Source organism: Devosia sp. 2618 (genome assembly GCF_040546815.1).
GTDB lineage: Bacteria > Pseudomonadota > Alphaproteobacteria > Rhizobiales > Devosiaceae > Devosia.
Window position 1 is genome coordinate 835,902 of sequence record NZ_JBEPOO010000001.1, and the last position, 25,463, is coordinate 861,364.

General features: G+C 61.4%; 22 protein-coding genes and 1 other RNA gene. 18 read left to right on the forward strand and 5 right to left on the reverse strand.

Annotation, left to right across the window (positions count from 1 at the left end; all coding sequences use genetic code 11):
- Positions 1-28 precede the first annotated feature (28 nt).
- Positions 29-985, forward strand: a complete 957-nt coding sequence (rarD, locus tag ABIE28_RS04185) for an EamA family transporter RarD (RefSeq protein WP_354060414.1) — start codon at positions 29-31, stop codon at positions 983-985.
- Here rarD and ABIE28_RS04190 read toward each other — a convergent pair.
- Complete coding sequence (locus ABIE28_RS04190) at positions 982-1,881, reverse strand: hydrogen peroxide-inducible genes activator (RefSeq protein WP_354060416.1); 900 nt, start codon at positions 1,879-1,881, stop codon at positions 982-984. The genes rarD and ABIE28_RS04190 overlap by 4 nt on opposite strands.
- A 107-nt stretch (positions 1,882-1,988) precedes the next feature.
- Between ABIE28_RS04190 and ABIE28_RS04195 the strand changes: the two genes are divergently transcribed.
- Entirely contained in the window at positions 1,989-3,491 is a 1,503-nt protein-coding gene (locus ABIE28_RS04195) for a catalase (RefSeq protein ID WP_354060418.1), read from the forward strand.
- Here ABIE28_RS04195 and ABIE28_RS04200 read toward each other — a convergent pair whose 3' ends face one another.
- The gene (locus ABIE28_RS04200; RefSeq protein WP_354060419.1) at positions 3,492-4,511 is read right to left on the reverse strand and encodes an acyltransferase family protein; all 1,020 of its coding nucleotides are present in this window, start codon (positions 4,509-4,511) and stop codon (positions 3,492-3,494) included.
- A 179-nt stretch (positions 4,512-4,690) separates the two neighbouring features.
- Between ABIE28_RS04200 and ABIE28_RS04205 the strand changes: the two genes are divergently transcribed.
- The 7 genes from ABIE28_RS04205 to rnpB all read left to right on the forward strand — a co-directional run bounded on the left by ABIE28_RS04205 (position 4,691) and on the right by rnpB (position 10,914).
- Positions 4,691-5,821 carry a DUF2336 domain-containing protein gene (locus ABIE28_RS04205; protein ID WP_354060421.1) on the forward strand — a complete coding sequence of 377 codons (1,131 nt, stop codon included), beginning with the start codon at positions 4,691-4,693 and terminating at the stop codon, positions 5,819-5,821.
- A 69-nt stretch (positions 5,822-5,890) separates the two neighbouring features.
- A complete protein-coding gene (locus tag ABIE28_RS04210; RefSeq protein WP_354060423.1) occupies positions 5,891-6,841 on the forward strand; it encodes an ArsR/SmtB family transcription factor in 951 nt (316 codons plus the stop codon).
- A gap of 12 nt (positions 6,842-6,853) precedes the next feature.
- Complete coding sequence (gene metF / locus ABIE28_RS04215; protein ID WP_354060425.1) at positions 6,854-7,750, forward strand: methylenetetrahydrofolate reductase [NAD(P)H]; 897 nt, start codon at positions 6,854-6,856, stop codon at positions 7,748-7,750.
- 253 nt (positions 7,751-8,003) lie between these two features.
- A complete protein-coding gene (locus ABIE28_RS04220; protein ID WP_354060427.1) occupies positions 8,004-8,873 on the forward strand; it encodes a hypothetical protein in 870 nt (289 codons plus the stop codon).
- 117 nt (positions 8,874-8,990) lie between these two features.
- Positions 8,991-9,743, forward strand: a complete 753-nt coding sequence (locus ABIE28_RS04225) for a TerB family tellurite resistance protein (RefSeq protein WP_354060429.1) — start codon at positions 8,991-8,993, stop codon at positions 9,741-9,743.
- 457 nt (positions 9,744-10,200) lie between these two features.
- Positions 10,201-10,353, forward strand: coding sequence for a hypothetical protein (locus ABIE28_RS04230; protein WP_354060431.1), 153 nt, complete (start codon positions 10,201-10,203; stop codon positions 10,351-10,353).
- 174 nt (positions 10,354-10,527) lie between these two features.
- An RNA gene (rnpB, locus tag ABIE28_RS04235) (RNase P RNA component class A) lies at positions 10,528-10,914 on the forward strand.
- 217 nt (positions 10,915-11,131) lie between these two features.
- On the opposite strand, the gene ABIE28_RS04240 is transcribed toward rnpB, so the two are convergent.
- The 3 genes from ABIE28_RS04240 to ABIE28_RS04250 are packed head-to-tail and all read right to left on the reverse strand — an operon-like array spanning position 11,132 to position 14,108.
- Positions 11,132-12,169 (reverse strand): sensor histidine kinase, encoded by a 1,038-nt coding sequence (locus ABIE28_RS04240; RefSeq protein WP_354060433.1) that lies wholly within the window; start codon positions 12,167-12,169, stop codon positions 11,132-11,134.
- Positions 12,170-12,171: 2 nt separating this feature from the next.
- The gene (locus ABIE28_RS04245) at positions 12,172-12,618 is read right to left on the reverse strand and encodes a response regulator (RefSeq protein WP_354060435.1); all 447 of its coding nucleotides are present in this window, start codon (positions 12,616-12,618) and stop codon (positions 12,172-12,174) included.
- Positions 12,615-14,108: a sensor histidine kinase gene (locus ABIE28_RS04250; protein ID WP_354060437.1), complete on the reverse strand. Its 1,494-nt coding sequence runs from the start codon at positions 14,106-14,108 to the stop codon at positions 12,615-12,617. Before ABIE28_RS04250 ends, ABIE28_RS04245 begins: the two co-directional genes overlap by 4 nt.
- Before the next feature lie 217 nt (positions 14,109-14,325).
- Between ABIE28_RS04250 and rsmH the strand changes: the two genes are divergently transcribed.
- The 9 genes from rsmH to murC all read left to right on the forward strand — a co-directional run bounded on the left by rsmH (position 14,326) and on the right by murC (position 25,402).
- Positions 14,326-15,327, forward strand: coding sequence for a 16S rRNA (cytosine(1402)-N(4))-methyltransferase RsmH (gene rsmH / locus ABIE28_RS04255; RefSeq protein ID WP_354060439.1), 1,002 nt, complete (start codon positions 14,326-14,328; stop codon positions 15,325-15,327).
- Positions 15,324-15,707, forward strand: a complete 384-nt coding sequence (gene ftsL, locus ABIE28_RS04260; RefSeq protein WP_354060441.1) for a cell division protein FtsL — start codon at positions 15,324-15,326, stop codon at positions 15,705-15,707. Before rsmH ends, ftsL begins: the two co-directional genes overlap by 4 nt.
- Complete coding sequence (locus tag ABIE28_RS04265) at positions 15,707-17,416, forward strand: peptidoglycan D,D-transpeptidase FtsI family protein (RefSeq protein ID WP_354060442.1); 1,710 nt, start codon at positions 15,707-15,709, stop codon at positions 17,414-17,416. The genes ftsL and ABIE28_RS04265 overlap by 1 nt, the downstream gene beginning before the upstream one ends.
- 24 nt (positions 17,417-17,440) lie before the next feature.
- Positions 17,441-18,883, forward strand: a complete 1,443-nt coding sequence (locus ABIE28_RS04270) for a UDP-N-acetylmuramoyl-L-alanyl-D-glutamate--2,6-diaminopimelate ligase (RefSeq protein ID WP_354060444.1) — start codon at positions 17,441-17,443, stop codon at positions 18,881-18,883.
- Between the two features lie 75 nt (positions 18,884-18,958).
- Positions 18,959-20,350, forward strand: coding sequence for a UDP-N-acetylmuramoyl-tripeptide--D-alanyl-D-alanine ligase (locus ABIE28_RS04275; RefSeq protein ID WP_354060446.1), 1,392 nt, complete (start codon positions 18,959-18,961; stop codon positions 20,348-20,350).
- A 28-nt stretch (positions 20,351-20,378) separates the two neighbouring features.
- Positions 20,379-21,464, forward strand: a complete 1,086-nt coding sequence (mraY, locus tag ABIE28_RS04280; RefSeq protein WP_354060448.1) for a phospho-N-acetylmuramoyl-pentapeptide-transferase — start codon at positions 20,379-20,381, stop codon at positions 21,462-21,464.
- A 241-nt stretch (positions 21,465-21,705) separates the two neighbouring features.
- The gene (locus ABIE28_RS04285) at positions 21,706-22,875 is read left to right on the forward strand and encodes an FtsW/RodA/SpoVE family cell cycle protein (RefSeq protein ID WP_354066398.1); all 1,170 of its coding nucleotides are present in this window, start codon (positions 21,706-21,708) and stop codon (positions 22,873-22,875) included.
- The gene (gene murG, locus ABIE28_RS04290) at positions 22,872-23,987 is read left to right on the forward strand and encodes an undecaprenyldiphospho-muramoylpentapeptide beta-N-acetylglucosaminyltransferase (RefSeq protein ID WP_354060450.1); all 1,116 of its coding nucleotides are present in this window, start codon (positions 22,872-22,874) and stop codon (positions 23,985-23,987) included. Before ABIE28_RS04285 ends, murG begins: the two co-directional genes overlap by 4 nt.
- A complete protein-coding gene (murC, locus tag ABIE28_RS04295) occupies positions 23,984-25,402 on the forward strand; it encodes a UDP-N-acetylmuramate--L-alanine ligase (protein ID WP_354060452.1) in 1,419 nt (472 codons plus the stop codon). The genes murG and murC overlap by 4 nt, the downstream gene beginning before the upstream one ends.
- The last annotated feature ends 61 nt before the right edge of the window (positions 25,403-25,463 follow it).

The window sequence follows — 25,463 nt, forward strand, 5'->3', positions numbered from 1 at the left end:
CACCCCAGACGGGTGCGGAGTTCACCTGATGTCCCTGCCAGAATCTGCGCCTGAAGCCATTGCACCAGTGGTTGATCCTGCTCCCGCCAACCTGGCGGCAGAGGAGACCCGCAAAGGCGTGATCGCGGCTTTGGTGGCTTATCTGCTGTGGGGCTTCCTGCCACTTCTGTTTCGCCAGCTTGAGGCGGCCGGTTCAGTGCTGATCGTCGCCGAGCGGACCGTATGGTCGCTGGTGCTGCTGGCGGTGGTGCTGTGGTTCACCGGTGGCTTTGGCGATGTGCGGAAGCTGTTTGCGGATCGCAAGCGGGCGCTGGGCACGCTGCTATCGGCAGTGCTGCTGGCGGCGAACTGGCTGCTTTATGTGTGGGCGGTGGAAACCGGGCAGGTGCTGGAGGCCAGCTTTGGCTATTTCATCAACCCGCTGGTCAACGTTCTGATGGGCATGGTGCTGCTCGGGGAACGGCAGAACTTCCTGCAGACCGTGTCGATCCTGATCGCGACGGTGGGTATCGCCATTCAGGCGGTGGGGCTCGGGAGCGTGCCGTTTATCGCGCTCGGGCTGGCGCTGACATTTGGGTTCTACGGCTATTTCCGCAAGACGGCGCAGCTCGGGCCGGCATCGGGGCTCTTTGCCGAGACGGCGATGATTGCGCCGATTGCCATGGGTTATGTGATCTATAGGCTCGTGACGACCGGGCCGGGAGTGCATGCCGATCCCTATCTTTTTGCGATGCTGATGCTGACGGGGCCGGCGACGGCTATTCCGCTGCTGCTGTTTGCCTATGGCGTGCGTCGCCTGCGACTGACGACGATCGGCATGTTCCAGTATATTGCGCCATCCATCCAGTTCCTGATGGCGATTTTCCTGTTTGGCGAACATCTCAATGGGTTGCGGCTGCTGAGCTTCGCCCTGATTTGGATATCGCTGATGGTGTTCAGCTATGACAGCTTCCGCCGGCGCAACCGAGTTGCGGCTGCCGCCTAAGCAGCGACAGGGCGCGTCGCGCGGATAAGCTCGGTCATCTTTTCGAGCGTGGCGGCGAAAGGATTGGCCTCGCGCCAGACCAGCGACAGACGCCGCCCGGCGCCGGGCGAAGTCAGCGGATGGATGGCGATGCGCGGGTCGGTCGCTTCCTTGCGTAGCGCGATCTGGGGCAGGAGCGTCACGCCCTGACCATTGGCGACGAATTCAACAATGGTCGAGAGCGATGTCGCGGCGAAAGTGCGGGTCGATGGATCGCTGTCGATGCGGCAGGCGGCGATGGTCTGGTCGCGGAAGCAGTGGCCTTCATCGAGCAGCAGGATGCGGTCGGGCGAGAGGCTGGCGAGCGAAACCGGCTCGGCGGTGGCTTCCAACCGGCTGGTGGCCAGAACGAACGGATCATCGAACAGTGGACGGCTGACGAGACGTGGGCCGTGGTCGGGCGCGTCGGTGCCAATCAGGGCCGCGTCGAGACCACCATCGGCCAGAGCGGCAATCAGCGCATCGGTGCGATTCTCGCTGACGGTGAACTCGATGCCCGGCAGGCCGGCGGTGAGGGCCGGGAAAATCTCGGGCAACAGATAGGGCGCGACGGTGGGAATGAGCCCGAAGCGCAGCGGGCGGTTGGGCTGGCCACCACTTCCCTGTGCAAAAGCTTCGAGCGCATCGGCAGTCTCAAGCACGAGACGAGCACGGGCAATGAACTCGCTGCCGAACGGGGTTGGGCGGGCGCCACCCTTGAGCCGGTCGAACAGCAGCGTGCCACATTCGTGCTCTATGGTCTGGATTTGCTGGCTGAGCGCGGGCTGGCTGATGTTGCAGGCGGCCGCTGCCCGACCGAAATGACCGGTCTCGGCGACGGCGAGCGCATAGCGCATCTGCTTGAGGGAAAGCTGCATGATAGGCGCAGCTTATCATATTCAGTGGATCAATCAATTTGCCTAATCGTCGTCGAGGGGTCACAACGGCCGTTCAAGTTTAGAATTATTCCAGGGGATCAGCAGCAATGATCGATAAGCCACGTTTGACCACCAGCGCGGGCGCGCCGGTTCCAGACAACCAGAACTCCGAGACTGCGGGCGCGCGCGGCCCAGTGCTGCTGCAGGACTATCAGCTGCTCGAAAAGCTGGCGCACCAGAATCGCGAGCGTATTCCAGAGCGCGTCGTGCACGCGAAGGGCTGGGGCGCATTCGGCACCCTGACCATCACCAACGACATTTCCAAGTACACCATCGCCAAGGTGTTCGGCGAAGTGGGCAAGAAGACGGACCTGCTGATCCGGTTTTCGACCGTGGCCGGCGAAATGGGCGCGGCCGACGCTGAGCGCGACGTGCGCGGCTTCTCCTTCAAGTTCTACACCGAAGAAGGCAACTGGGATCTGGTTGGCAACAACACGCCCGTGTTCTTCGTGCGTGACCCACTGAAGTTCCCGGACTTCATCCACACCCAGAAGCGCCATCCACGCACCAATCTGCGGTCGAAAACCGCAATGTGGGATTTCTGGAGCCAGAGCCCGGAATCGCTGCATCAGGTAACGACGCTGTTCTCGGATCGCGGCCTGCCGGTCGCGCCGATGTATATGAACGGCTATGGTAGCCACACCTATTCGTTCTGGAATGCCGAGGGCGAACGCTACTGGGTGAAGTTCCACTTCAAGACCCAGCAGGGCCACAAGCACTACACCAACGCGCAGGCTGAAAAGATCATCGGCGAAAGCCGCGAGACCTATCAGGAAGAGCTGTTCGGCGGCATCGAGCGCGGTCAGTTCCCGCGCTGGACCATGCAGGTTCAGATCATGCCTGAGGCTGACGCGGACAAGACGGCTTACAACCCGTTCGACCTGACCAAGGTCTGGCCGCATGCCGACTATCCGCCAATCGAGGTTGGTGTGGTTGAGCTGAACCGCAATGCCGACAACTATTTTGCGGAAATCGAGCAGGCTGCATTCTCGCCTTCCAACAAGGTGCCGGGCATTGGCTATTCGCCAGACAAGATGCTGCAGGCCCGCGTGTTCTCCTATGCCGATGCGCATCGCTATCGCCTCGGCACGCATTACGAGAGCATTCCGGTGAACCAGCCGAAGTCGCCGGTGCATCACTATCACCGCGATGGCCAGATGAACGTCTATGGTGGCATCAAGACCGGTCACCCGGACGCGTATTACGAGCCAAACAGCTTTGGTGGCCCGGTGGAAGACAAGTCGATCCAGGAGCCGCCGCTGCGGATCGTGGGCGATGCCGACCGGTACAATCACCGCGATGGCAATGACGACTACGGCCAGCCGCGCGCGCTGTGGAACCTGTTCGACGACGCGCACAAGGGTCGGCTCTATGACAATCTCGCCGCCGCCATGGATGGCGTGCCGGACGAGATCATCGAGCGTCAGCTCGCGCACTTCAACCTGATCCACCCTGACTATGCGCAGGGCATCCGCAATGCGCGGGCGGCTCTGGCCTCCAAGGTCAAGGACAGCATTTCCGATCAGGAAAGCGCCAGCGCCGCTGAGTAACTAGACGCGCGTTGGTTTTACCAACGCTGAATTTGAACGCCCGGCCAGCGCTTTTAACCAGCGCTGCGTCGGGCGTTCGACTGTCAGGTAGGTGGCGACCGAGATAGCGCAGATGGCGGCGATGCTGAGGACGGCGATGGCGATCTGCAGCGCGGGGGCGTTGGTTGTGATCGGGCGGGTGGCGAGATCGATGGCCTGAATGACGTAGGGGTGGATCAGATAGATCGAGTAGGAGGCGTTGCCGAGCAGGATCACCGGCGCCCAGAGGCCGCGATTGGGGATCGCGATGTTGAGGGCTCCGGCGACGATCAGGGCGGCAGGGATGCCGAACGTAAGTTCGCGGGGCAAGTTCAGGTTTTGGACGGCGGCGATGGTCACTAGAGTAATGCCGACCAGGGCGGGCCACGGACCCAGGCGTCTGATGTGTCCGGCTTGCCAGGCCAGATAGAGCACTATGCCAAAGCCGAATTCGAGGATGATGCCATTGGTCCAGACGACGAGTGGCACGATATCGGTTTGCGTTGTGTAGCCAATGGTCGCCAGGGCGGCGAGCAAGGCGAGAATGAGCAGGTAGCGCCACCGGCCGAAAAGCAGTGCCACTGCGAAGAGGCCGTAGAAGAAAACTTCATAGTTGAGCGTCCAGCCGAGGAAAAGGATGGGCTGGATGGCGCCGGTTTCTCGGGCGTAGGGGATGAAAAGCAGCGACTGCACGATATCGATTGGCGTGGCGGTGGTGGTCTTGAGCAGGCCTGGCGCGAGCAGGGCGGCAACGACCAGTGCAATCGTTAACACCCAATAGAGCGGCACGATGCGGGCGGCGCGGTCGACGAGGAACTGGCGCGGTGTGACATGGTTGGACGTCAGTGCGATGACGAAACCGCTGATGACAAAGAATAAATCGACGCCGAAGCCGCCGAACGGAAAAACGTCCGCCTGATATTGTTGCGAAAGGTGGTGCAAAACGACGAGCAGCGCCGCGATGAAGCGCAGAATCTGCAGCGAGTAAATCGGTGTCTGCATGACGGTCCCCCAACCGCATCCACAACGATTATGGGGGATGAGACGCCCGCGCAAGCAGGGCTAAGCGGCGCTGCGTAAAATTTGAATCAATTGTTCTGCCCCACCTTCAGCCAGCGCAAGAAACTGCCTGCGCATCTTCTCGCTCATGAAATGCGGCGTTTGGCCGGGAGTACGATCGAATGAGCGAACTTGATCAGGGCCAGCCGGCATTTTCCAGCTTCCGTGTGTTGAACGGCGAAGACGACCATTCGGGCCGCGAGCAGCTGTTCCGCAATATGGCGCAGCTGTTCAGCTACGTGTCCGACCGCTGCGATGATGAGCAGGTGGCCCAATATGACGAAGTGCTCTGCCAACTAGCGGAACTCGTCGAAGTGGAAGCGCGCATCCACGTCGCCAAGCTGCTGGCGCCGCTCGAACGCGCCCCGGGCACAGTGGTGGTCAAGCTCGCCAATGACGACATCGAAGTCGCCAAACCGCTGCTCGAGTTTTCCAATGTGCTGTCGGACGACGATCTGATCGACATTATCGGTCGCCAGAGCGAAGAGCATCGCGTTGCCATTGCCGGTCGCAACAGCGTGCCGGAGCGCGTGGGCGACGCCATCGTCGAGCACGGCGAGAAAATGTCGGTGGTTCGACTGGTGCGCAATTCCAATGCCGAATTCGGCAAGGCGACGCTGGAGCGCCTGGTGGAACGCGCCACCAAGGATGCCGATATTGCGTCCGATCTGCGTGGCCGTGCCGATATCGACTGGAAGTCGCTGCGTGGCGAGATCGACAGCGTGGCCAACCGTGTGCTCGAAACGCTGGGCGCGGTCGACAAGCCGCTTGATCCGGTCGCCGCGGGCAAGGTTCACGCGGTGGTCTATAACCGCCTGCGCAACCGGGCCGGGTTCTCGGCCAATGAATGGAAGCTGGCCTATAATCAGGTCAAGGCGCTGAGCGACCGCAAGCAGCTCGACGAACGGGCGCTGGCGCGATTTGCTCGCTTTGGCTATGGCCACCATGCGGCTGCGGGCCTGACCGTGATGCTGCAGGTTGGCCCCGAAGTGTTCGTGAAGTGGCTGGCGGCGCAGGACTATGTTGCGGTGACCGTGGCGCTCAACGCTGCTGACCTGACGCCGGACCTGTTCGAGGCGATCTTTGCAACCCTGCCATGGCGCGATCTGCCGACCGACGCGGAAAAGAAGATGGTGCTTAGCCGCTTTGAAGCGCTCGATCGGGAAGAGGCCGTCAATATCTTCCAGCTGTGGCGCGCACACTCGTTTCGCAAGCGTTCGGTCAATGTGGAACGCGATGCGATAGTCGCCTAGCGCGCAAACTACCCCTAGACCTCGTCCTCAATATAGATATAAAGACATCTTTATATCTCGTGAGGGGCGATGGCTGGTCTTGATCAATTGGTGGGTGTGCTGAAGGCGGCGGGTGAAGGCACCCGGTTGCGCCTTTTGGCATTGCTGGCCGATGGCGACCATTCGGTCAAGGACCTCACGGAAATCCTCAAGCAAAGCCAGCCGCGCGTGTCGCGGCATCTCAAGCTTTTGGCCGATGCCGGGCTGATCGAGCGCAATGCCGAAGGGGCCTGGGCCTATTACGGATTGTCGCAAGATGGCGACGGCGCGGCGCTGGCGCAATGGCTGATCGCGCGGGTCGACGATGGCGACATCGAACGTCGGCGCGATATCGAGCGCCAGCAGGCGGTGCGCTCCGGACAGCAGGCCTTGGCAACAGAATATTTCGCCAAGGTGGCCAGCAGCTGGGACCTTCTCAAGACGCTGCATGTGCCCGAAGAAGCGGTGGAGGCGGCAGTTGTTGCTGCGCTCAATGGGCGTCGGGTCGAGACGCTGATCGATCTTGGCACCGGCACGGGGCGGATGCTCGAAGTTCTGGCCGGGGCCTATAAGCGCGGCATTGGCATCGATTCCAGCCGCGAGATGCTGTCGGTGGCGCGGTCGCGGCTGGCGACGGCTGGCATCAACCACGCGCAGGTGCGGCTTGGCGATATTGGCGATGTCGATCTGGCGGCGGGGCCGGCAGACGCCATCGTCATCCACCAGGTGATGCATTATTTCGACGATCCCGGGCGCATGCTGGCGCAGGCGAGACGCCTGCTCAAGCCAGGCGGGGAGATGATCATCGTGGATTTTGCCCCGCACGATCTCGAATTTTTGCGCAGCGAGCATGCCCATAGGCGGCTTGGCCTGTCGCAATCCCAGATGAGCGGCTGGGCCGCCGCCGCCGACCTTGTGGTCGACACGGTGCGCGAGTTCCCCAGCGAGAATAGCGAACGCGGCCTGACGGTTTGCCTGTGGCGCCTCAGCGACAAGACTTGAACGGATACGACCATGCTTGATGACAATCTTCGCGCCAGCCGGCAGACGGCGGACAAGCGGCCCGACCTGCAGATTTCCTTTGAGTTTTTTCCGCCCAAGACCGACGTCATGGAAGAAAAGTTCTGGGACACGGTGCACAAGCTGGCGCCGCTGAAGCCACGCTTTGTGTCGGTGACCTATGGCGCCGGTGGGTCGACGCGCGAGCGCACACTGCGCATGGTCAGCCGTATCAAGGCCGACACCGGCGTGGATGCTGCAGCACATCTGACCTGTGTGGGCGCGACGCGGGATGAAGTGGACGCGGTGGTGCGTGGCTATCAGGAAGCGGGCATCAACCGCATCGTGGCGCTGCGTGGCGATGCGCCTGAGGGTGTGGGCAAGCCGTTCACGCCGCATCCAGGCGGGTACCAGAACGCCGCCGACCTCGTGGCGGGTATTCGTCGGATCGGCGATTTTGACATTTCGGTTGCCGCCTACCCGGAAAAGCACCCGCAGAGCCCGGACTGGGCTTTCGAGATCGATAATCTCAAGCGCAAGCTCGATGCAGGCGCCAATCGGGCGATCACGCAGATGTTTTTCACCAATGGTGATTACCTGCGTTACGTCGATCGGGCACGGGCGGCAGGCATTACCGCACCCATCGTGCCGGGCATTCAGCCGATCCATAACTTCAAGCAGATTTCGGGCTTTGCCGGGCGCACCGGGACCTCGATCCCGGCCTGGCTGGCAGAGCGGTTTGAAGGGCTGGAAGAAGAGCCGGAAACCCATGCTCTGGTGGCTTCTGCGGTCGCGGCGGAGCAGGTGACCGAGTTGCTTGATGAGGGCGTCGATGAATTCCACATCTACACCCACAATCGCTCGCCGCTAGCATTGGCGCTGGCCCGTATTTTGGGTCGTCGCCCTTCCTGACGCGGATGTATTTCCGGAGGGCGTTTGCGGACTGAAACAATGCTTGGCGGTAACTTCGCGTTACCTCAATTAACCTTGCGTTCACCATGATCTGGTGCCATGAGGTCGCCGCCTGCGGATTTGGAGCCTGAATATCGTTCAGGTTCAGTTCAGCCGGCAGGTGCCAATACTGGCGGGTGCGTCCATTTCATAAAATGGCCACGAAAATCCGGCTCTTTCGGCCCCGCGAGGGCGGACAAACGGGACGTAGTGTATGAAAATCGACCGCCGCATTACCAATGGCCTGGCCTGGGCCGGTGTTCTTCTCGTCGTTGGCGTGCCGACGGCTGATATGCTGATCTCGCACTTTTCGGACGACAAGGCCGCGACTGTGGCGCCGCAGGTTGGCGTGGTTGCGCCAGCGGTGGCTTCGCCTGAACCTGCTGCCGGTCGCCCTGTTGAAGTCGCCGCGACAACGCCTGCAGCGCCTATTGCTGCGCCGTCGGGCGATGCGGTGGATAGTTTCGTCAATTCCGGGCGCCCTTTGCCCAGCTATATTACCGGTGGCGGCACGCCGGCTGCACCTGTGGCGCCAAAGCCTGCGCCGGTTGCCGTTGCGCCCGCGCCCGTGGTTGCGCCAACGCCTGTCGCGCAACCGGCCGCACCGACCCAGACGGCCGCTACGCCGCCCGTACGCACGCCCATCGCGACGCCAGCGCCCGTGGTTACGCCGCAGCCGGCCGTGACCGATCCAATTGCCGTCGCGGCCATCCCGCCGCAACGCGTGGCGCCTGTGCCGATGCCGTTGTCGATGCGCCCGCGTCCCGTGGTGCAGCCGTCGCCTGTCGTCAGCGCGACGCTGCCGATCGTTATCCCGCCATCGGTCAACCAGAACCTGCCGCCCGTCGTGCGGCCGCCGGTGGCGGTGGTGCAGCCTGCCGACAACCTGACGTCTGCCGATCTGGACGACTGGGAATCCGGCCCGCTGTCGGAATTTCTGGCGCAGCGCCAGGCGCAGGGCAACAACGGCTATGTTCAGCCGCCCGCGACCAACGGCAATGGTTTTTTCCTTGATCAATGGCCACAGCAGGGCGGTCGCGACCGGCTGATTGGTCGCGAGGAACAGCCGCTGTTTGGCTACTAGCATCGCTGCCCCGCAGTCGGGGCGGTGGACCGCTCGGCATGCAGACGGTAAAGTGGCCACAATGATCGGGCACGGCTTGCGCGATTCCTGCAATCAGCGTGGCCAGAACCAATTAAGATGCCCAAGCGAGACCTGAACACCGACATGTGGAAGCGCCTGAGCGACCTCGTGGGTTCGTTTAGTCACCGCACCGGTCTGGCTGGATCGCTGGCGAATGCGCTTGATCCAGACACCTGGCTGCCCGGTGGGCGCGATGCTGCGTTCACGCTGGCGCTGATCGCGCTGGCAGCCAAGATGGCAGTGGCGGACGGGGTAGTGACTGCGTCCGAGGAGCGGGCGTTTCGCGCAACGGTGGAAATTGCCGCCGGCCATGAGGATCAGGTGATCCGCGTGTTCAATCTCGCCAAGCAGGATGTGGCCGGGTACGATGCCTATGCGCGCAAGGTGACGCGGTTTTTCCACGACAGCCCAGAAACACTCGAGCATGTGCTCGACAGCCTGTTCTATATCGCGACTGCCGATGGTCTGGTGCATGAGGCCGAGCTCGAATACCTCAAATCGGTGAGCGACATTTTCGGCTTCGACGATGTGCGGTTCGAGCAGTTGGCCAGCCAGCATGTGCGGCTGGAAGCCGGGGTTGATCCCTATGCCGTGCTGGGGCTGGCACCAAATGCCGACGCAACCGAAATCCGCCGGGTATATCGCTTGCTGGTTGCAGAGCACCATCCCGACCGTTTGATCGCCAAGGGCGTGCCGGAGCATATGATCGATGTCGCCACCGACCGCATGAAGTCGATCAACCTGGCCTATCAAGCGCTGACCAAGCCCCTGCAAATGCCGATGCTGACGTCGAGTTCAGTAGACGCGTGAGCGACCACGAGGCGCTGTCTACGGCGCCGACCGATTCAAGCGGAAAATGCTCATTCAAGGATGCCAAGCTTTGCACGACTGGTTCAATTTACTCCGGTAGCGACGCCTGACTTGTCGGCGCACATTTCTGGCGGTCAGATTGGCCCTGGTTCCGGAAGGACTGGGGCCCGACTATTTTTGAGCCGTGTGTTCGTCAATCCTGTAGGGAGAGGCCGCGAGGCTTCTGCGAAAAAGAGACGGGCCGAGTGTTTGGCTTTAGCGGACGGAGAGGTGGGCTACGGAGCCCAGAATGCCGGTTTTGCTGGGCAGTCGGTGAATTGATCACGTCATACCGTCACAGCAACTTTCCAACAGATGACGGGAAGTTAATGTAGTTATTTCCAAATTTGAGGATCATGCAATGTTGGTGCAATGTTGCGGGCGCTATTTTCATGTCGTCAACAACAGGAGACATTAAATGAAAAAGCTCATTTCCGCCGCAATTGCTTCTGCAATGCTTATCGCAGTGGCCGCTCCAGCCTTTGCTGCCCCAGCAAACAGCGCCGACAACTGCGTCTACAAGGATGCGTCGCTTTGCAAGACTGAGTCGATCTACTCGACTAGCGGCTAATTTTGCAGGGCTGCCATCCTCTGGGTGGCTGCAGTGCCTGATGATGGGCTCCTGGACTTTATGTCCGGGGGCCCTTCTGCTTATTTGCAGGTGGGAAGTCCGGCGCGCAAAAACAAGTATGCCGACGCCTTTGGCGGCTTGACGGGGAGGCTGGGGTCCAGCACAACTCGCGCGCCAGTTGACCGGGTGGCCGCTGGCAGTGGGGTAACCTGCTGCTGGAGGAAAGTCCGGGCTCCTTCGAAACACGGTGCCGGTTAACGGCCGGCGGGGGCGACCCCAGGGAAAGTGCCACAGAAAGTAAACCGCCGACCTTCGGGTCGGTAAGGGTGAAAGGGTGCGGTAAGAGCGCACCGGGCGACCAGCAATGGAAGCCGCACGGTAAACCCCACCGGGAGCAAGACCAAATAGGGATGACGCGGGACTTCGGTCCCAGCCTGTTTTTGAGGCCAGATCATCCGGGTTGGTTGCAAGAGCGTCCTGGTAACAGGCGCCATAGATGAATGGTCACCACGTCGCGGCAACGCGGCCCTACAGAACCCGGCTTATAGGTCAACTGGCGTTTACCTTTTGCGATTTTCCAGGGCTGGAGGCCGGTGGGCGGGGCAGGTGAGCCGTTAGCTCGCTTTTGATTAGACCTCATGGTGAGCTCGTCGAACCACGAGGTCGAGCGAGTTGAGGCTTGAGTGCCACGACCTCGTCCTTAGACAGGCTCAGGATGAGGTCTGCTCAAAGCTTAGGGTGAGGCCAGCTGAGGGCTGGCCCTCGTCCGCACTGCGTCTCAGGTCGAGAACTGGACCGATGCGCGGGTGCCGACGCCTTCGGAGCGGTAGGCTACGGTGGCGCCGAGGCCGTGGGCCATCGCTTTGACGATGCGGCTGCCAAGGCCCGTGCCCTGAGGTTTGCCGGTGCCATCCCAGCCGATGCCGTCGTCTTCGACGGAGAGTTCAACCAACTGACCTTCACCGCGCGCGATCATGATGCGCACATTGCCATGCGTCTGATCGGCGTAGGCGTATTTGATGGCGTTGGTGACCAGTTCGGTGACGATAACGCCGATGGAGGCGGCTTTCTCGGTCGGGATCGCGATGTTTTCGGCGCTGACCTCGATGTGGGAGACGTTGCCGCTGGCGCGCATCGTGGCCTCAAGCTCGGAAGCGAGGCTGTGGAGGTAGTCACTGATCTGCACCGAGCGGACGTCGTCGGTGGTGTAGAGGTGGCGGTGAACGCCGGCGATGGCCTGAATGCGGGCCTGCGTTTCCGCGAGGGCATTCTTGGCTTCGTCATTATCGAGCGCATTGGCCTGCAGCCCGACAAGGGCGGCAACCATGGCAAGGCTATTGGCGACGCGGTGGTTGACCTCCCCGAGCAACACTTCGGCGCGGTCGCGGGCTTCGCGCACGTCGAGCTCGGCCTGCGCCTTGGCGCGATTGAGGCGGATGACCGCAACGGCGTGGCCGACGGCGGTGCACAGTAGCTCCAGGAAGTCTTCGCTGACGGACTTCAGCACATAGTCGGCGGCGCCGGCCTTGAGGGCGGCGATGGCGACGGCGGTCTCTACTGTCGCGGTGACATAGACTACGGCCGGGCGGTCGGCCATGTCCTGCATTTGCGCCAGAACGTCGAGGCCGGTGCCGGTGGGCAGGTAGTGATCGAGCGCGACGACATCGATGCCGCCCTGTTTGATGCGGGCGAGACCGTCCTCACCATTGGCCGCCACGTCCACAATATAGCCGAGCCGTTCCAGGGCCTTCTGCACCAATCGGGCGAGGCCTGGATCGTCATCAACATAGAGGACATGTGGCGTCCGGTTCGGCATTTTCAGTCGGCTTCCGGTACTTGCATCACCGAGAAAAACAGGCCGAGCTGGCGGATTGCATTGGCGAATCCGTCATAATCGACTGGTTTGGTGATATAGACATTGGCGCCCAGATCATAGCAGCGCTGGATTTCCCGCTGGTCATCGGTGGTGGTCAGCACCACGACCGGGTAGCGCTTGGTGTGCTCGTTGCCTTTGACCTTTTCGAGAATATCGACGCCGGTCATGTCAGGCAGGTTGAGGTCGAGCAGCACCAGCATCTGGCGGCCCTTGTTGATGGCGCCAGAGCCATCGGGGCCCATCAGAAATTCAAGCGCGGTCGTGCCGTTGGTGAAGGGCACGATTTCGTTCGAGACACCCGCGCGGCGAATGTTCTTTTCGATGAGGCGGGCGTGGCCTTCATCGTCCTCGATCATGATGATCGTTACGGGTTTGCCGTCATTGCTCATGCGGTTTGGCTCCCAAGATAGTGGCGCAGATCGCGCGGAAGAATGATGGTGAATGTGGTGCCCACGCCAAGCTCGGAGCGCAGAGTGATGTCGCCGCCAAGGCTACGCACCATGGTGCGCACATGGGCAAGGCCGATGCCTTCACCTGGCTGGGTCTGAACGCCAGCACGGCGGAACAGTTCGAAGACGCGTTCGTGGTCGGCGGCAGCAATGCCGCGGCCATTGTCTTCGACCTCGATTTCGATGCGGTTGGCCGCGGCCTGCTTGCCGCGCAGGGTCACGTGCAGCGGACGGTCCGGCTGCTGATATTTGACTGCGTTGTCGAGCAGGTTGCCGAGGACCTGTTCGAGCGAAAGCTTGTCAGAGACAAAGCGCGGCACGTGGACGTCGACGGTGACCGAGCCGCCATTTTCGACGACCTGATGCTGCACGCTGGCGACGGTGTTGTTGGCAATGTCCTTGAGATCGAGTGTCTCTGGACGCAGCTGGCGGCGGCCTTCGCGCGAAATCTTGAGGATGGCGTTGATGAGGCTATCCATCTTGCGCGTGGCGGCGCGAATGAAGGTGATGGCCTCGGGCAGATCTTCGGTGGCGGCCAGCTTGGCTTCGGCGAATTTGGGATCGCCGTCATCCTGGCGGTCGGCCATATAGCCTTCGAGCTGGCCGACGCTGGTTTCGAGCTCGCTGGTAAAGCCCATGATATTGACCAGAGGCGCGCGCAAATCGTGCGTCACGATATAGGCAAAGCGCTGGATTTCTTCGTTGGCGCGACCGAGATCGGAGGTGCGTTCGCGCACGCGGGCTTCAAGACCGGCATTGGCTTCATCGACTTCGCGACGGGCGAGGGCTAGCTCACGCGTATAGATAATGACGGTCCAGGCCGAGCCTCCGACCACGGCGAAAATAACGAACGCGCCGACAATGGTGACCCAACGCAGGGCTTGGGTGGCGTTGCGCTGGTTCTGAATGCCCTCAATGATGCGCTCATCGGCATCGGTGATCAGGCTGTCAAATAGGGTGCGGGCTTCGTCCATTGCCTGCTTGCCGCGATCGGTACGAACAACTGCGACCGCGTCGGCCACCCGTCCCTCGCGGACCATATCTATGGTGGCGGCCAGTTCGCTTAGCTTGTTGGCCACGTCTTCCCGCAGAAGAGTGACTTCGTCCGCAGCCTCGGGGTATGGCACCAGAGCGGTCAATAGCTGCTCAATCATGGCCGGAATTTCCGGGGCGGAGCGCAGATAGGGCTCGAGGTAGGCTTCGTCCTGCGTCAGCAGAAAGCCACGTTGTCCGGTTTCGGCTTCCTGCAAGGCATGGCGCAAGTTGACGGTTGCAGCGCGAGCGATACGGGATTCAGTGGTCTGATCGAACCAGCTCTGGTTCTGCTCGACGAGCCAAATGGTCGTGCCGACGATGCCGGCAAGAGCGAGAAAGCCAACGAGCAGAAGCAGCGCGGTCGAGCGAACGAACGCATTACTAGAGATTGGCACGCAAATTCCCCCGTGATCACAGTCGTTCATGGCCCAAAGCGGGGGGCAGGGCAATATGAAAAGATACCCCAAAGCCGAATAGCCGCGACACAGTCACCCAGCTGTAAATGAATTGAGTCTGAGGGCGGCATAGGAAACAGAATCTTAAACGTCCAAGGTCAAAGTGGCGCGATGTGTACGAACCGGCGCCTGTGCCGGGAGTGGAGTAGTCGCCTCTATGGGCAAGCGTCCGATGCCCGAAATCAGTCAAAATGCTGGCCCTCATGTTCCTGTCCTGATCGACGAGGTGATTGCGGCTCTGTCCCCGCTTGAGGGCAAGCGCATCGTCGACGGCACGTTCGGTGCGGGCGGGTATTCGCGCAAACTGCTGGAAGCCGGTGCGATCGTGATCGGGATCGATCGCGACCCGAACGTCAAGCCGTTTGCCGATGCGCTGATGGCTGAGTTCGAGGGGCGATTCATCTTTGTGCCCGGCACTTTTTCCGAACTCGATACCCTTGCCGTCGAGCATGGCCCGATTGACGGCGTGGTGCTCGATATTGGCGTGAGCTCGATGCAGCTTGATCAGGCCGAGCGCGGCTTCTCGTTCATGCGCGATGGGCCGCTCGATATGCGGATGAGCGCGGATGGCGAAAGCGCTGCCGATCTGGTCAATACGCTGGATGTCGAGCCGCTGGCTAATCTGCTCTATGCCTTTGGCGAAGAACGCAAATCGCGCCGCATTGCCCAGTTCATCGTAGCAGCGCGCGATGTCGCGCCGATCAAGACGACGCTGGAACTGGCAAAGATTATCGAGAAGGCCATTGGTCGCAAACCGGGTGATGCGCATCCGGCGACGCGCTCGTTTCAGGCGCTGCGCATTGCCGTCAATGGTGAGTTCGACCAGCTGGTCGAGGCGCTGTTTGCGGCCGAGCGGCTGTTGGCCGAAAATGGCCGTCTGGCCGTCGTGACCTTCCATTCGCTGGAAGACCGCATCGTCAAACGCTTTTTTGATCCCGACAAGGGCGGTCCGGCCCAGTCCCGGCATCTGCCGCAGGTGATGACCGAAGAGCGGCGCTGGGTTGATGTAGCCAAGGCTATCAAGCCCGGCGAGGCCGAACTTGGGCGCAATCTACGGTCGCGCTCGTCGATCCTGCGGGCTGCCTCGCGCTCGGGTGCCGAGGCACGAGCTGTGCGGTTTGACGGGCTGGGCGTGCCGAAGGTGCGAGGCGCAGAATGATCCGCAATCTCAATATCTTCCTGATCTTTTGCAGCGTGATCATGCTGTCGGGTGTCTATGCGTTGAAGTTTTCCATCGAGAACACGGCCAGTGGACGCAGCGCCTTGATTGCCCAGATTGATGCCCAGGAAGGCGAGCTGTCGCTGCTCAAGGCTGACGAGGCCGTGCTGAGCCAGCCGGGCCATATCGACCCCATCGTGCGTCGCCACGAAATGGCCCTGGCCATTGCACCAGTGAAGCAGGAGCAATTCGGCGCGTTTGAAGACCTGCCGATGCGTCCCGCCAAGCCAAATTCTACCGCGATGGACTCACTTTTTGAATCGCTGGCCGCAGGTGTCGACCCGATCGATGCCATCCTCGAACTTGAGGGAATTGAATAATGGCTGTCACGCATGAGGACATTCGTCCCACGATTTCGCTCGACGGCGCCCGCAAGGCGCGCGGAAATCTGACGCAGGCGCGCATCCGCTGGATGGTACTGGCGCTGGTGCTCGGCTTTGGGCTGGTCGGTGCGCGACTGGTGCAGCTGGGCATGGTCGAGGTCGATTCCCGCATCGAAGGGCAGACGCGCGACGCCATCACCGCGACGCGCCCGCCGATCCTGGATCGCAATGGTCTTGAGATGGCCGTCGATATTCGGGTGCCATCGCTTTATGCCGAACCGCGCCGGATTATCGACGTCGAGGAAGCCGTCCAGAAGCTGCGGACCGTGCTGCCTAACCTCAGCGAAGACTGGCTGCGCAATCGGCTGAGTGGTGACAAGGGTTTCGTCTGGGTGCAGCGCGAGCTGTCGCCATCGATCCAGGAACGCATCATGCGGCTGGGCATCCCGGGCATCGATTTCATCACCGAATCCAAGCGCTTCTATCCGGGCATGAGCGAAGCCTCGCATATTCTTGGGTCGACCAATATCGACAATCAGGGCATTTCGGGCATCGAAAAGCACATGGACAACGAAGCCGTTGCCCTGCTGCAGGAGCTTGGCCTGGCGCGCGGCAATGCGCTGACGCCGGTTGAGCTATCTGTCGATATGCGCGTGCAGCATGTGATGCACGAGCAGGTGCTCGACGCCATGACGCGCTACAAGGCCATCGCGGCCGCCGGCGTGATGATGGACATCTATACCGGCGAGATCGTCGCGTTGGCCTCGGTGCCGGACTTCGATCCGAACGATCCCAAGACCGCGCTGGTCAAGGATACCTTCAACCGCATCACCGCTGGTATTTTCGAGCCGGGCTCGATCTTCAAGACAGTGACCATTGCCGGGGCGCTCGATAGCGGTTCGGTGCGGATTACGGATCGGTTCGATGCGCGCTTCGGTATCCGCTTTGGCCGCTTCACCATCAGCGATTTCCACGGCAAGAACCGTATTCTGAGCCTGCCGGAAGTCTACAAGTTCTCGTCCAATATCGGCACCATCCGCATCATGCAGGCCATGGGCAAGGAGAACTTCCGTTCGTTCCTGACCCGCGTCGGCTTTGATACGCGCGTCGATTTCGAACTGCCGGAAATGCGTCTTCCTACCGTGCCCAAGGATTTTTCCGAGGTCGGCGCGGCGACGGCGTCGTTCGGCCACGGTCTGTCGGTGTCGCCGCTGCATATGGTGACGGCCTATGCGTCCTTCGTGAATGGCGGCAACTATATCTCGCCGACACTCTATAAGCGTGACGTGGCCGAGGCCGAGCCGCTTTATCGCCGCGTGCTGCAGCCCGAAACCAGCGACGCCATCCGCTACCTGATGCGCCTCAATGCGCTTGAGGGTTCGGGGTCGCAGATGAACAAGGCGGCGCTTGGCTACCGCACCGGGGGCAAGACGGGCACCGCCGAAAAGGTGGTCGATGGCCGCTACTCGTCGAGCAAGGTGACCAACTTTTTCGCCTCGGCCTTCCCGTTGGATAATCCGCGCTATGCGATGGTGATCATGGTTGACGAGCCCAAGGCGGAAAACCCGCAGTCCGGCACGACAGCTGGCTGGAACGCCGGCGCGATTACCGGTCGCGTGGTGCAGCGCATTGCGCCAATGCTTGGCATTGCCCCCAATTTCTCCGAAATTCTCGACAAGAACCTCGTTCCGCGCGTACTCAGATAGATAGATCCAGAAGGATTCATCGACTTGTCCCTTAGCGTTACCCAACTGCTCGAAGGCTCAGGCGCCCGCCCCAAGAAGGGCCTGGGCGCCGTCTTTGGTCTCAATTCAGACAGCCGCCGGATCGAGCCTGGCGACGTGTTTTTCGCACTGCCGGGCCACAATGTGCATGGCAATCAGTTTGTGCCCGATGCGGTCAAACGCGGGGCGCTGGCCATCGTGACGGACATTGCGCCGGTGGGTGATCCGGGCGTACCGGTGATCGTGGTCAAGGATGTGCGCGCGTCCTACGCCCGCGCCGCATCGCGGGTGTTCGAGCCGCAGCCGGAAATTACGGTGGCGGTGACGGGTACCAATGGTAAGACGTCGGTCGCATCATTCGTGCGCCAGATCTGGGCGCATGCCGGGATAGCGGGTGCCAGTGTTGGCACGCTGGGTGTAGATACGGCGACGCGGCATATCGAGGGCAGCCTGACGACGCCGGACTCGCGGACGCTGCATCAGTCGATGCGGGCGCTTAAGGCGCAAGGAATCAACCACGTGGCGCTCGAAGCATCGAGCCATGGGTTGGATCAGCGCCGGCTGGACGGGATGCATTTCGAGGCGGTGGCTTTCACCAATCTCAGCCGCGACCACCTCGATTATCACAAGAGCATGGACGAATACCGCGACGCCAAGCTGCGGCTGTTCACCGATCTGTTGGTGGATGGGGGCGCGGCGGTGGTCAATGTCGATGATCCCGAACACGAGCCCTTTATGTTTGCGGCGCTGGCCGCGAGCGCGACGCTGCTAACGGTCGGGCGCGAGGGTGCCTATATCGAGATTCTGTCCATCGAGCCCGAAGGCTATGGCCAACGGGTCGAGGTGCGCCATATCGGCGAAAAGCTCAGCTTCCATCTGCCGCTGACCGGTGAGTTCCAGGTGTCCAATGCGCTGATCGCAGCGGGTTTGGCGATGTCGAGCGGCGTTGATCGCTCGGATGCTTTCCCGGCGCTATCGGAGCTGGTGGGCGCCAAGGGGCGGCTGGAGCTGGTTGCCGAGCATAGTGGCGCGGCGATTTTCGTCGACTATTCGCATACCCCTGATGCGCTGCGGACGGCGCTGGTTTCGCTGCGGCCCTATGCCAAGAACAAGCTGACGGTGGTTTTTGGTTGCGGCGGCGATCGTGACAAGGGCAAGCGCCCCCAAATGGGCGCAATCGCGAGCGAGCTTGCCGATGACGTTATCGTGACGGACGACAATCCGCGCACCGAGGACGCCAAGACCATTCGCGCTGAAATCATCGCGGCCACCAAGGGCGCGCGGGAGATTGGCGACCGCAAGGCGGCGATCACCGAGGCGGTCAAGGCACTGCAGCCGGGCGACGTTTTGCTGGTTGCAGGCAAGGGCCACGAAGATTACCAGATCGTCGGCACGACGAAGCACCATTTTTCCGACCACGAGGCCGTGGCGGAGGCGATCAAGGGATAAGATTTTGAGCGAATGGCTTACTCGAACTGACGCCTCTCCCTTCGGGCGAGGTGAAGACGGGCGCACCATCACGCTATGACCAAGTCTCTTTTTACAGTCGAAGCCATCCTTGCGGCCACCGGTGGGCGTTCGGATATCGATCCGGCCACCCCGATCAACTCGATCTCCATCGATTCCCGTGAACTGGGGCCTGATGCGCTGTTTGTGGCCATCAAGGGCGACCGGTTTGATGGGCATGACTTTGTCGATACGGCGCTGGGCAATGGCGCTGCGGCGGCGCTGGTTGCTCGGGGCGATGGGGAGCGACGTGTGGTCGTTGCCGATGCGCTGGAGGGGCTGGCAGCTATCGGTCGCGCTGCTCGTGCGCGCAGTCGGGCCATTATCGTTGGTGTGACGGGGAGCGTGGGCAAGACCACGACCAAGGAAGCCATTCGCGTGGTGTTTGAGGCGGCGGGGCAGACCCACGCTTCGATCAAGAGCTTCAACAATCACTGGGGCGTGCCGCTGATGCTGGCGCGGTTCCCCGAGGACGCGCAGTTCGGCGTGTTCGAAATGGGTATGAGCGCCCCGGACGAAATCCGCCCGCTGGCCAAGATTGTGCGGCCGCATATCGCCGTCATCACGACGATTGCCCCGGCGCACCTGGAGTCTTTCGGGTCGCTTGAGGGCATCGCCCGGGCCAAGGCCGAAATTTTCGAGGGGCTGGAGCCCGGTGGTGCCGTCGTCATCAATGCCGACCATCCGCAGTTGGGAGTGCTGCTCGACGCGGCCGAGGCGGCTGGTGTCGCGCGGGTGTTCACTTATGGCGAAGCCGCCGGGGTGGATTGGCGGATCGTGGAAATCGAGACCGCCGCCGACCGCAGCTTTGCGACCATTGAACATGATGGCGAGCGCCTTGCGCTGGTTTTGAACGTGCCGGGTCGGCACATGATCGCCAATGCAACGGCGGCGCTGGCTGTGTCTCATTTGGCTGGTGTCGAACCGGCCGTGGCTTTGCGGGCGCTGGCCGGGTTTGGCGCTCAGGCGGGCAGGGGGCAGCGCAGCGTGCTGGGGCCATCCGAAAAGCCGCTGCTGCTGATCGATGAAAGTTACAATGCCAATACCGCCTCGATGAACGCGGCACTGGATACTTTTGCGGCGCAGGCCGCGCCGGGCGGACGCAAGATCGTCATCCTCGGCGACATGCTCGAACTCGGCGCGCAGAGCGCCAACCTGCACGCCAGCCTCAAGGCAGCGGTCGATGGATCGGGCGCCGATCGGGTTTATCTGGTTGGCAAGGAAATGACCGCACTATCGGATGCACTCGGTGCCGACAGTGTGACGGCACACACGCACACGGCCCAAGAGATGGCGGAGATCGTGCTTAACGACCTTGCCTATGGCGACGCAGTTATGGTCAAAGGATCAAACGGCGTAGGGCTGACAAGCATCGTGGCCAAGATCCGGCAGCGGTTCGAGAGCAACTGAGCACACCCCAACAAGGACGCTTCCTTTCATGTTGTATTTTCTTGGCCAGCTGGGTGACTCTCTCTCGGCCTTCAACGTCTTCCGTTACATCACCTTTCGCACGGCCGGCGCTGTCATAACGGCGCTGTTTTTCGTGTTCCTGTTCGGGCCGGGCATGATCGCCATGCTGCGCCTCAAGCAGGGCAAAGGTCAGCCGATCCGTGAAGATGGTCCGGCGGGGCACCTTTTGACCAAGAAGGGTACGCCCACCATGGGCGGGCTGATGATCCTGTCGGGCGCGGTATTTTCGACGCTGCTGTGGGCAAATCTCAGCAATGGCTATGTCTGGGTGGTTCTGTTTGTCACCATCGGCTTCGGCGCCATCGGCTTTTACGATGACTATCTCAAGGTCAAGCGGATGAGCCACAAGGGTTTTGGCAGCAAGCAGCGGCTGTTGCTCGAAGCGCTGATCGGCGGCATTGCGGCCTTTGCCATTTCCCAGCTTGCGTCGGGTGCCTATGGCACGTCGATGCTGTTCCCCTTCGTCAAGGATCTGGCCTGGAATTTGGGTTATTTCTACATCCTGTTCGGCGGCTTCGTCGTGGTGGCAGCGGGCAATTCGGTGAACCTCACCGACGGCCTCGATGGTCTTGCCATCGTGCCGGTGATGGTTGCGGCAGCGTGTTTCGCGCTGATCGCCTATCTCGTTGGTAGCGTCAATTTCTCCGACTATCTGCTGCTGAACTATGTGCCCGGCACGGCTGAACTATCCGTCGTCTGCGGCGCGCTGATTGGCGCAGGTCTGGGCTTTTTGTGGTTCAATGCGCCACCGGCTCAGATTTTCATGGGCGATACCGGTTCGCTCGCTCTGGGCGGCGCATTGGGCACGATCGCTGTCGCGACCAAGCACGAGATCGTGCTGGCGATCATCGGTGGTCTGTTCGTGCTGGAGACGGTTTCGGTGATCGTGCAGGTTGCCTCGTTCAAATTGACGGGCAAGCGCGTGTTCCGCATGGCGCCGATCCACCATCACTTCGAACACCTCGGCTGGACTGAAAGCCAGGTGGTGATCCGGTTCTGGATTATCTCGTTTGTGCTGGCACTGATTGGGCTGAGCAGTCTGAAGCTGCGGTAAATCGGGCCTGCCACGCCCTCGTGGTTCGAGGGTCGCGGCGCTCCCGCCTCACCATGAGGGCTACTCTTGATGCGGTGATCTCGTAACCCTCATGGTGAGGTGCGCTTCTTTAGCGCCTCGAGCCACGAGGTGTGCCCGTGCCCGTTAGTTTTCGCAAAACGCAAATGACATTGGGAAATCGGTAACCAAACGGATGCTACAATTGCATCTAGTTTGTATCGAGTAGCCCGGCTTTCCCATGATGTTTTCCCGTGCCGAAAAGACGCCTTTGGCGGAGTGGTGGTGGTCGATTGACCGGGAACTGCTTGGCGCGCTGATCCTGTTGATGACATGCGGCATGGTGCTGAGCTTTGCTGCCAGCCCGCCGGTAGCCGAGCGTATCGGGCTGTCGCCGTGGTTCTTCATCATTCGCCACGCGATGTTCTGCATCGTGGCACTGCCGGTTCTGGTCATCACCTCGCTGCTCAATCACCGCCAGGCGCGGCTTGTCGCGCTGGTGACGCTCGTGGTCAGCATCGCGCTGCTATGGGCGACGCTGCGTTTTGGTACCGAGGTGAAGGGTGCGCGGCGCTGGATTTCTTTTGCCGGTCAGTCGGTGCAGCCATCGGAGTTCGTCAAGCCGGCCTTTGCTGTGCTGGGCGCCTGGCTGTTCTCTGAATCCATGATCCATCGCAATGTGCCGGGCAAAATCCTGGCTACGCTGATCATGGTTGGCGTCGTGGGCGGATTGCTGCTGCAGCCAGATATCGGGCAGACGGCGCTGATCGTTGCCACTTGGGCGGTGCTGCTGTTCCTGTCCGGTATTTCCTGGTTTATTATTTTCGGTATGGCCGGGGCGGCGGGTGCGCTGCTGTTTGGCGCCTATATGTTCTTCCCGCACGTGTCGCGTCGTATCGATACATTCCTCAACCCCGATGGCGGCGGCAACACCTACCAAATCGACCGCGCCCTGCAGTCGCTGATGGAAGGCGGCTGGTTTGGTCGCGGACCGGGCGAGTCGATGGCCAAAAAGCTCATCCCCGACGCCCATGCCGACTATGTGTTTTCCGCCGCTGCCGGTGAGTTCGGCATCCTGTTCTGCCTCGTGCTCGTTGCGCTGATCGCTTTCATCGTGATCCGGGCCATGATGGGGGCGCAGCGCCAGACCAGCCTGTTCTCGCGTCTTGCCGCATCGACTTTGGCCATTCAGTTTGCCATGCAGTCGGGCATCAACCTCGCCGTGAACCTCAACCTGATCCCGCCCAAGGGCATGACTCTGCCATTCGTTTCCTATGGTGGCACGTCGATGATCGCCATCGCGTTCGGCATGGGGCTGATGCTGGCCTTTACCCGGACCAAGCCCGAAGAGCGCATGGCGACCGGTATCCCAAGCTACAAGAGCGCTATTGCGCCACTGGTGCCTGCTGAATGAAGAAGTTTGTATTGATGGCTGGCGGCACGGGGGGGCATCTCTTCCCGGCCATGGCGCTGGCGCAAGAACTGGTGCGACGCGGCCATATCGTTGAACTGATGACCGACCATCGGGTCGAAAGCTATGGCGCCGATTTTCCGGCGAGCACGGTTCATATCGTCCCCTCGGCCACGCCCTCGATCCGCAACCCGATCAAGTTCGTCGCGGCGGGGTTCAAGATTGTGGGCGGTATTGCCGTTGCCTTCGGCAAGCTGCGCAAGTCCAAGCCTGATTGTGTGATCGGCTTTGGTGGTTATCCGACCTTTCCGCCGTTCGTCGCTGCGAATTTCCTCGGCATTCCTGGCATCCTGCATGAGCAGAATGCCGTGATGGGCCGTGCCAATCGGGCGCTTGGCCGGTTTGCCGATCTGCTGGCCATGAGCTTTCCGCAGACCAAGTTTGCCGAGACGCTCAGTCTTGAAAAGGTGCTGACCGGCAACCCTGTGCGCGACCGCGTCCGCGCCGTTGCTGACACGGCTTATCCGGACCTGACGGGCGAGGGGCCTATTCGCCTCGTGATTTTTGGCGGCAGCCAGGGCGCCAAGGCGATCTCGGATATTGTACCGGCCGCCATTGCCCTGATCCCCGACACCATTCGCCAGCGCCTGCAGATCGTGCAGCAGTGCCGGCAGGATGATCTGGACCGCGTGGCCGAGGTGTATCGCCAGGCCAAGGTCAATGTGGAGCTGGCTGCGTTTTTCACCGATCTGCCAGAGCGGATCGCCAAGGCGCATCTGGTGATCGGGCGCTCCGGCGCGTCGACCATTGCCGAGCTGACGGTGATCGGTCGCCCGGCCATTCTGGTGCCGCTGCCCGGCTCGATTGACGCCGATCAGAAAAACAACGCACTCGTGGTGGAAGCTGCCGGTGGCGGATGGGTGGCCGAGCAGGCCACGCTGTCGCCGCAATCGCTAGGCACTCGCCTCACACACCTGTTAACAGACCCCATAACCCTCACCCAAGCCGCCGCTGCCGCCCGTTCGCTGGGCCAGCCGCGTGCCGTCGAGAAGCTGGCGGACCTCGCCGAAATGCTCTCCGGCCGTAACATCGTCGAAGTGGATCATCGTTCATGAAAATGCCGCGCAACATGGGCCCCGTCCATTTCATCGGGATTGGCGGCATCGGAATGAGTGGCATCGCCGAAATCCTGCACAATCAGGGCTATACCGTGCAGGGCTCTGACGCCTCGGCCAATCCCAATGTGCAGCGCCTACGCGACATGGGGATCAAGGTTTCCATCGGCCAGAGCGGCGACAATCTCGGCGCGGCGGAAGTGGTCGTCGTGTCGTCGGCAATTAAGAGCGATAATCCCGAGCTGGTCGCCGCCCGCGCCAAGGCGCTGCCGATTGTGCGTCGCGCCGAAATGCTGGCCGAGATCATGCGGTTCAAGACCGCCATCGCCATTGGCGGCACGCATGGCAAGACGACGACGACTACACTGGTCGCGACGCTGCTCGATGCGGGTAATCTTGATCCGACCGTCATCAATGGCGGCATCATCAATGCCTATGGCACCAATGCGCGTCTCGGGGCGGGCGAGTGGATGGTGGTCGAGGCCGACGAAAGCGACGGCACGTTCATCAAGCTGCCGGCTGACGTGGCTGTTGTCACCAATATCGATCCGGAACATCTCGACCACTATGGCGACTTCGAGGGCGTGAAGAAGGCCTTCCACCAGTTCGTGGAAAACGTGCCGTTCTATGGCTTTGCCGTGATGTGCCTCGACCACCCAGAGGTGCAGGCGCTGGTTGGCGAGATCAAAGATCGCCGGGTCATCACCTATGGCCGCAATCCGCAAGCTGATGTGCGGCTGGTCGATCTCGAAACCATCGATGGTATCAGCCATTTTGCCGTCGAGATCCGCGACCGTATTCGCCAGACCCAGCTGCGCATCGACGGACTGCAACTTCCAATGCCGGGCGTGCACAATGCGCTCAATGCGACCGCGGCAATTGCCGTGGCCGATCAGCTGCATGTGCCAGCCGAAGCCATCCGCAAGGGCCTCAAGGGCTTTACCGGCGTCAAGCGCCGCTTCACCAAGACTGGTGTGGTGGGTGGCATCACCGTGATCGACGATTACGGGCATCACCCGGTCGAGATTTCGGCTGTGCTCAAGGCCGCGCGCTCGTCCACCAAGCGCGACGTGATCGCCGTGGTGCAGCCGCACCGATACTCTCGCCTCAAGGATCTGTTCGAAGAATTCGCCACCTGTTTCAACGATGCCGATACGGTCATCGTGGCGCCGGTCTATGCGGCGGGCGAGCAGCCGATCGCGGGCGTGACGCATGAAGAACTGGTCAACCGCATTCGGGCCGGCGGCCATCGCGACGCCCGTGTGCTCAATGCGCCGGAAGAGCTGGCCGAGCTGATCGCCAGCCGTGCCGCCGATGGCGACTATGTCGTGTGCCTCGGCGCCGGTAATATCACCCAGTGGGCTGCGGCGCTGCCAGCCGAGCTCGGGGCTCTGCTGGAGCAGGATCCGGTATGATCTTGGTGGGCCTGACCACGCATCTGCACACAATAACCGATGCTGCCCTCGGACTTGATCC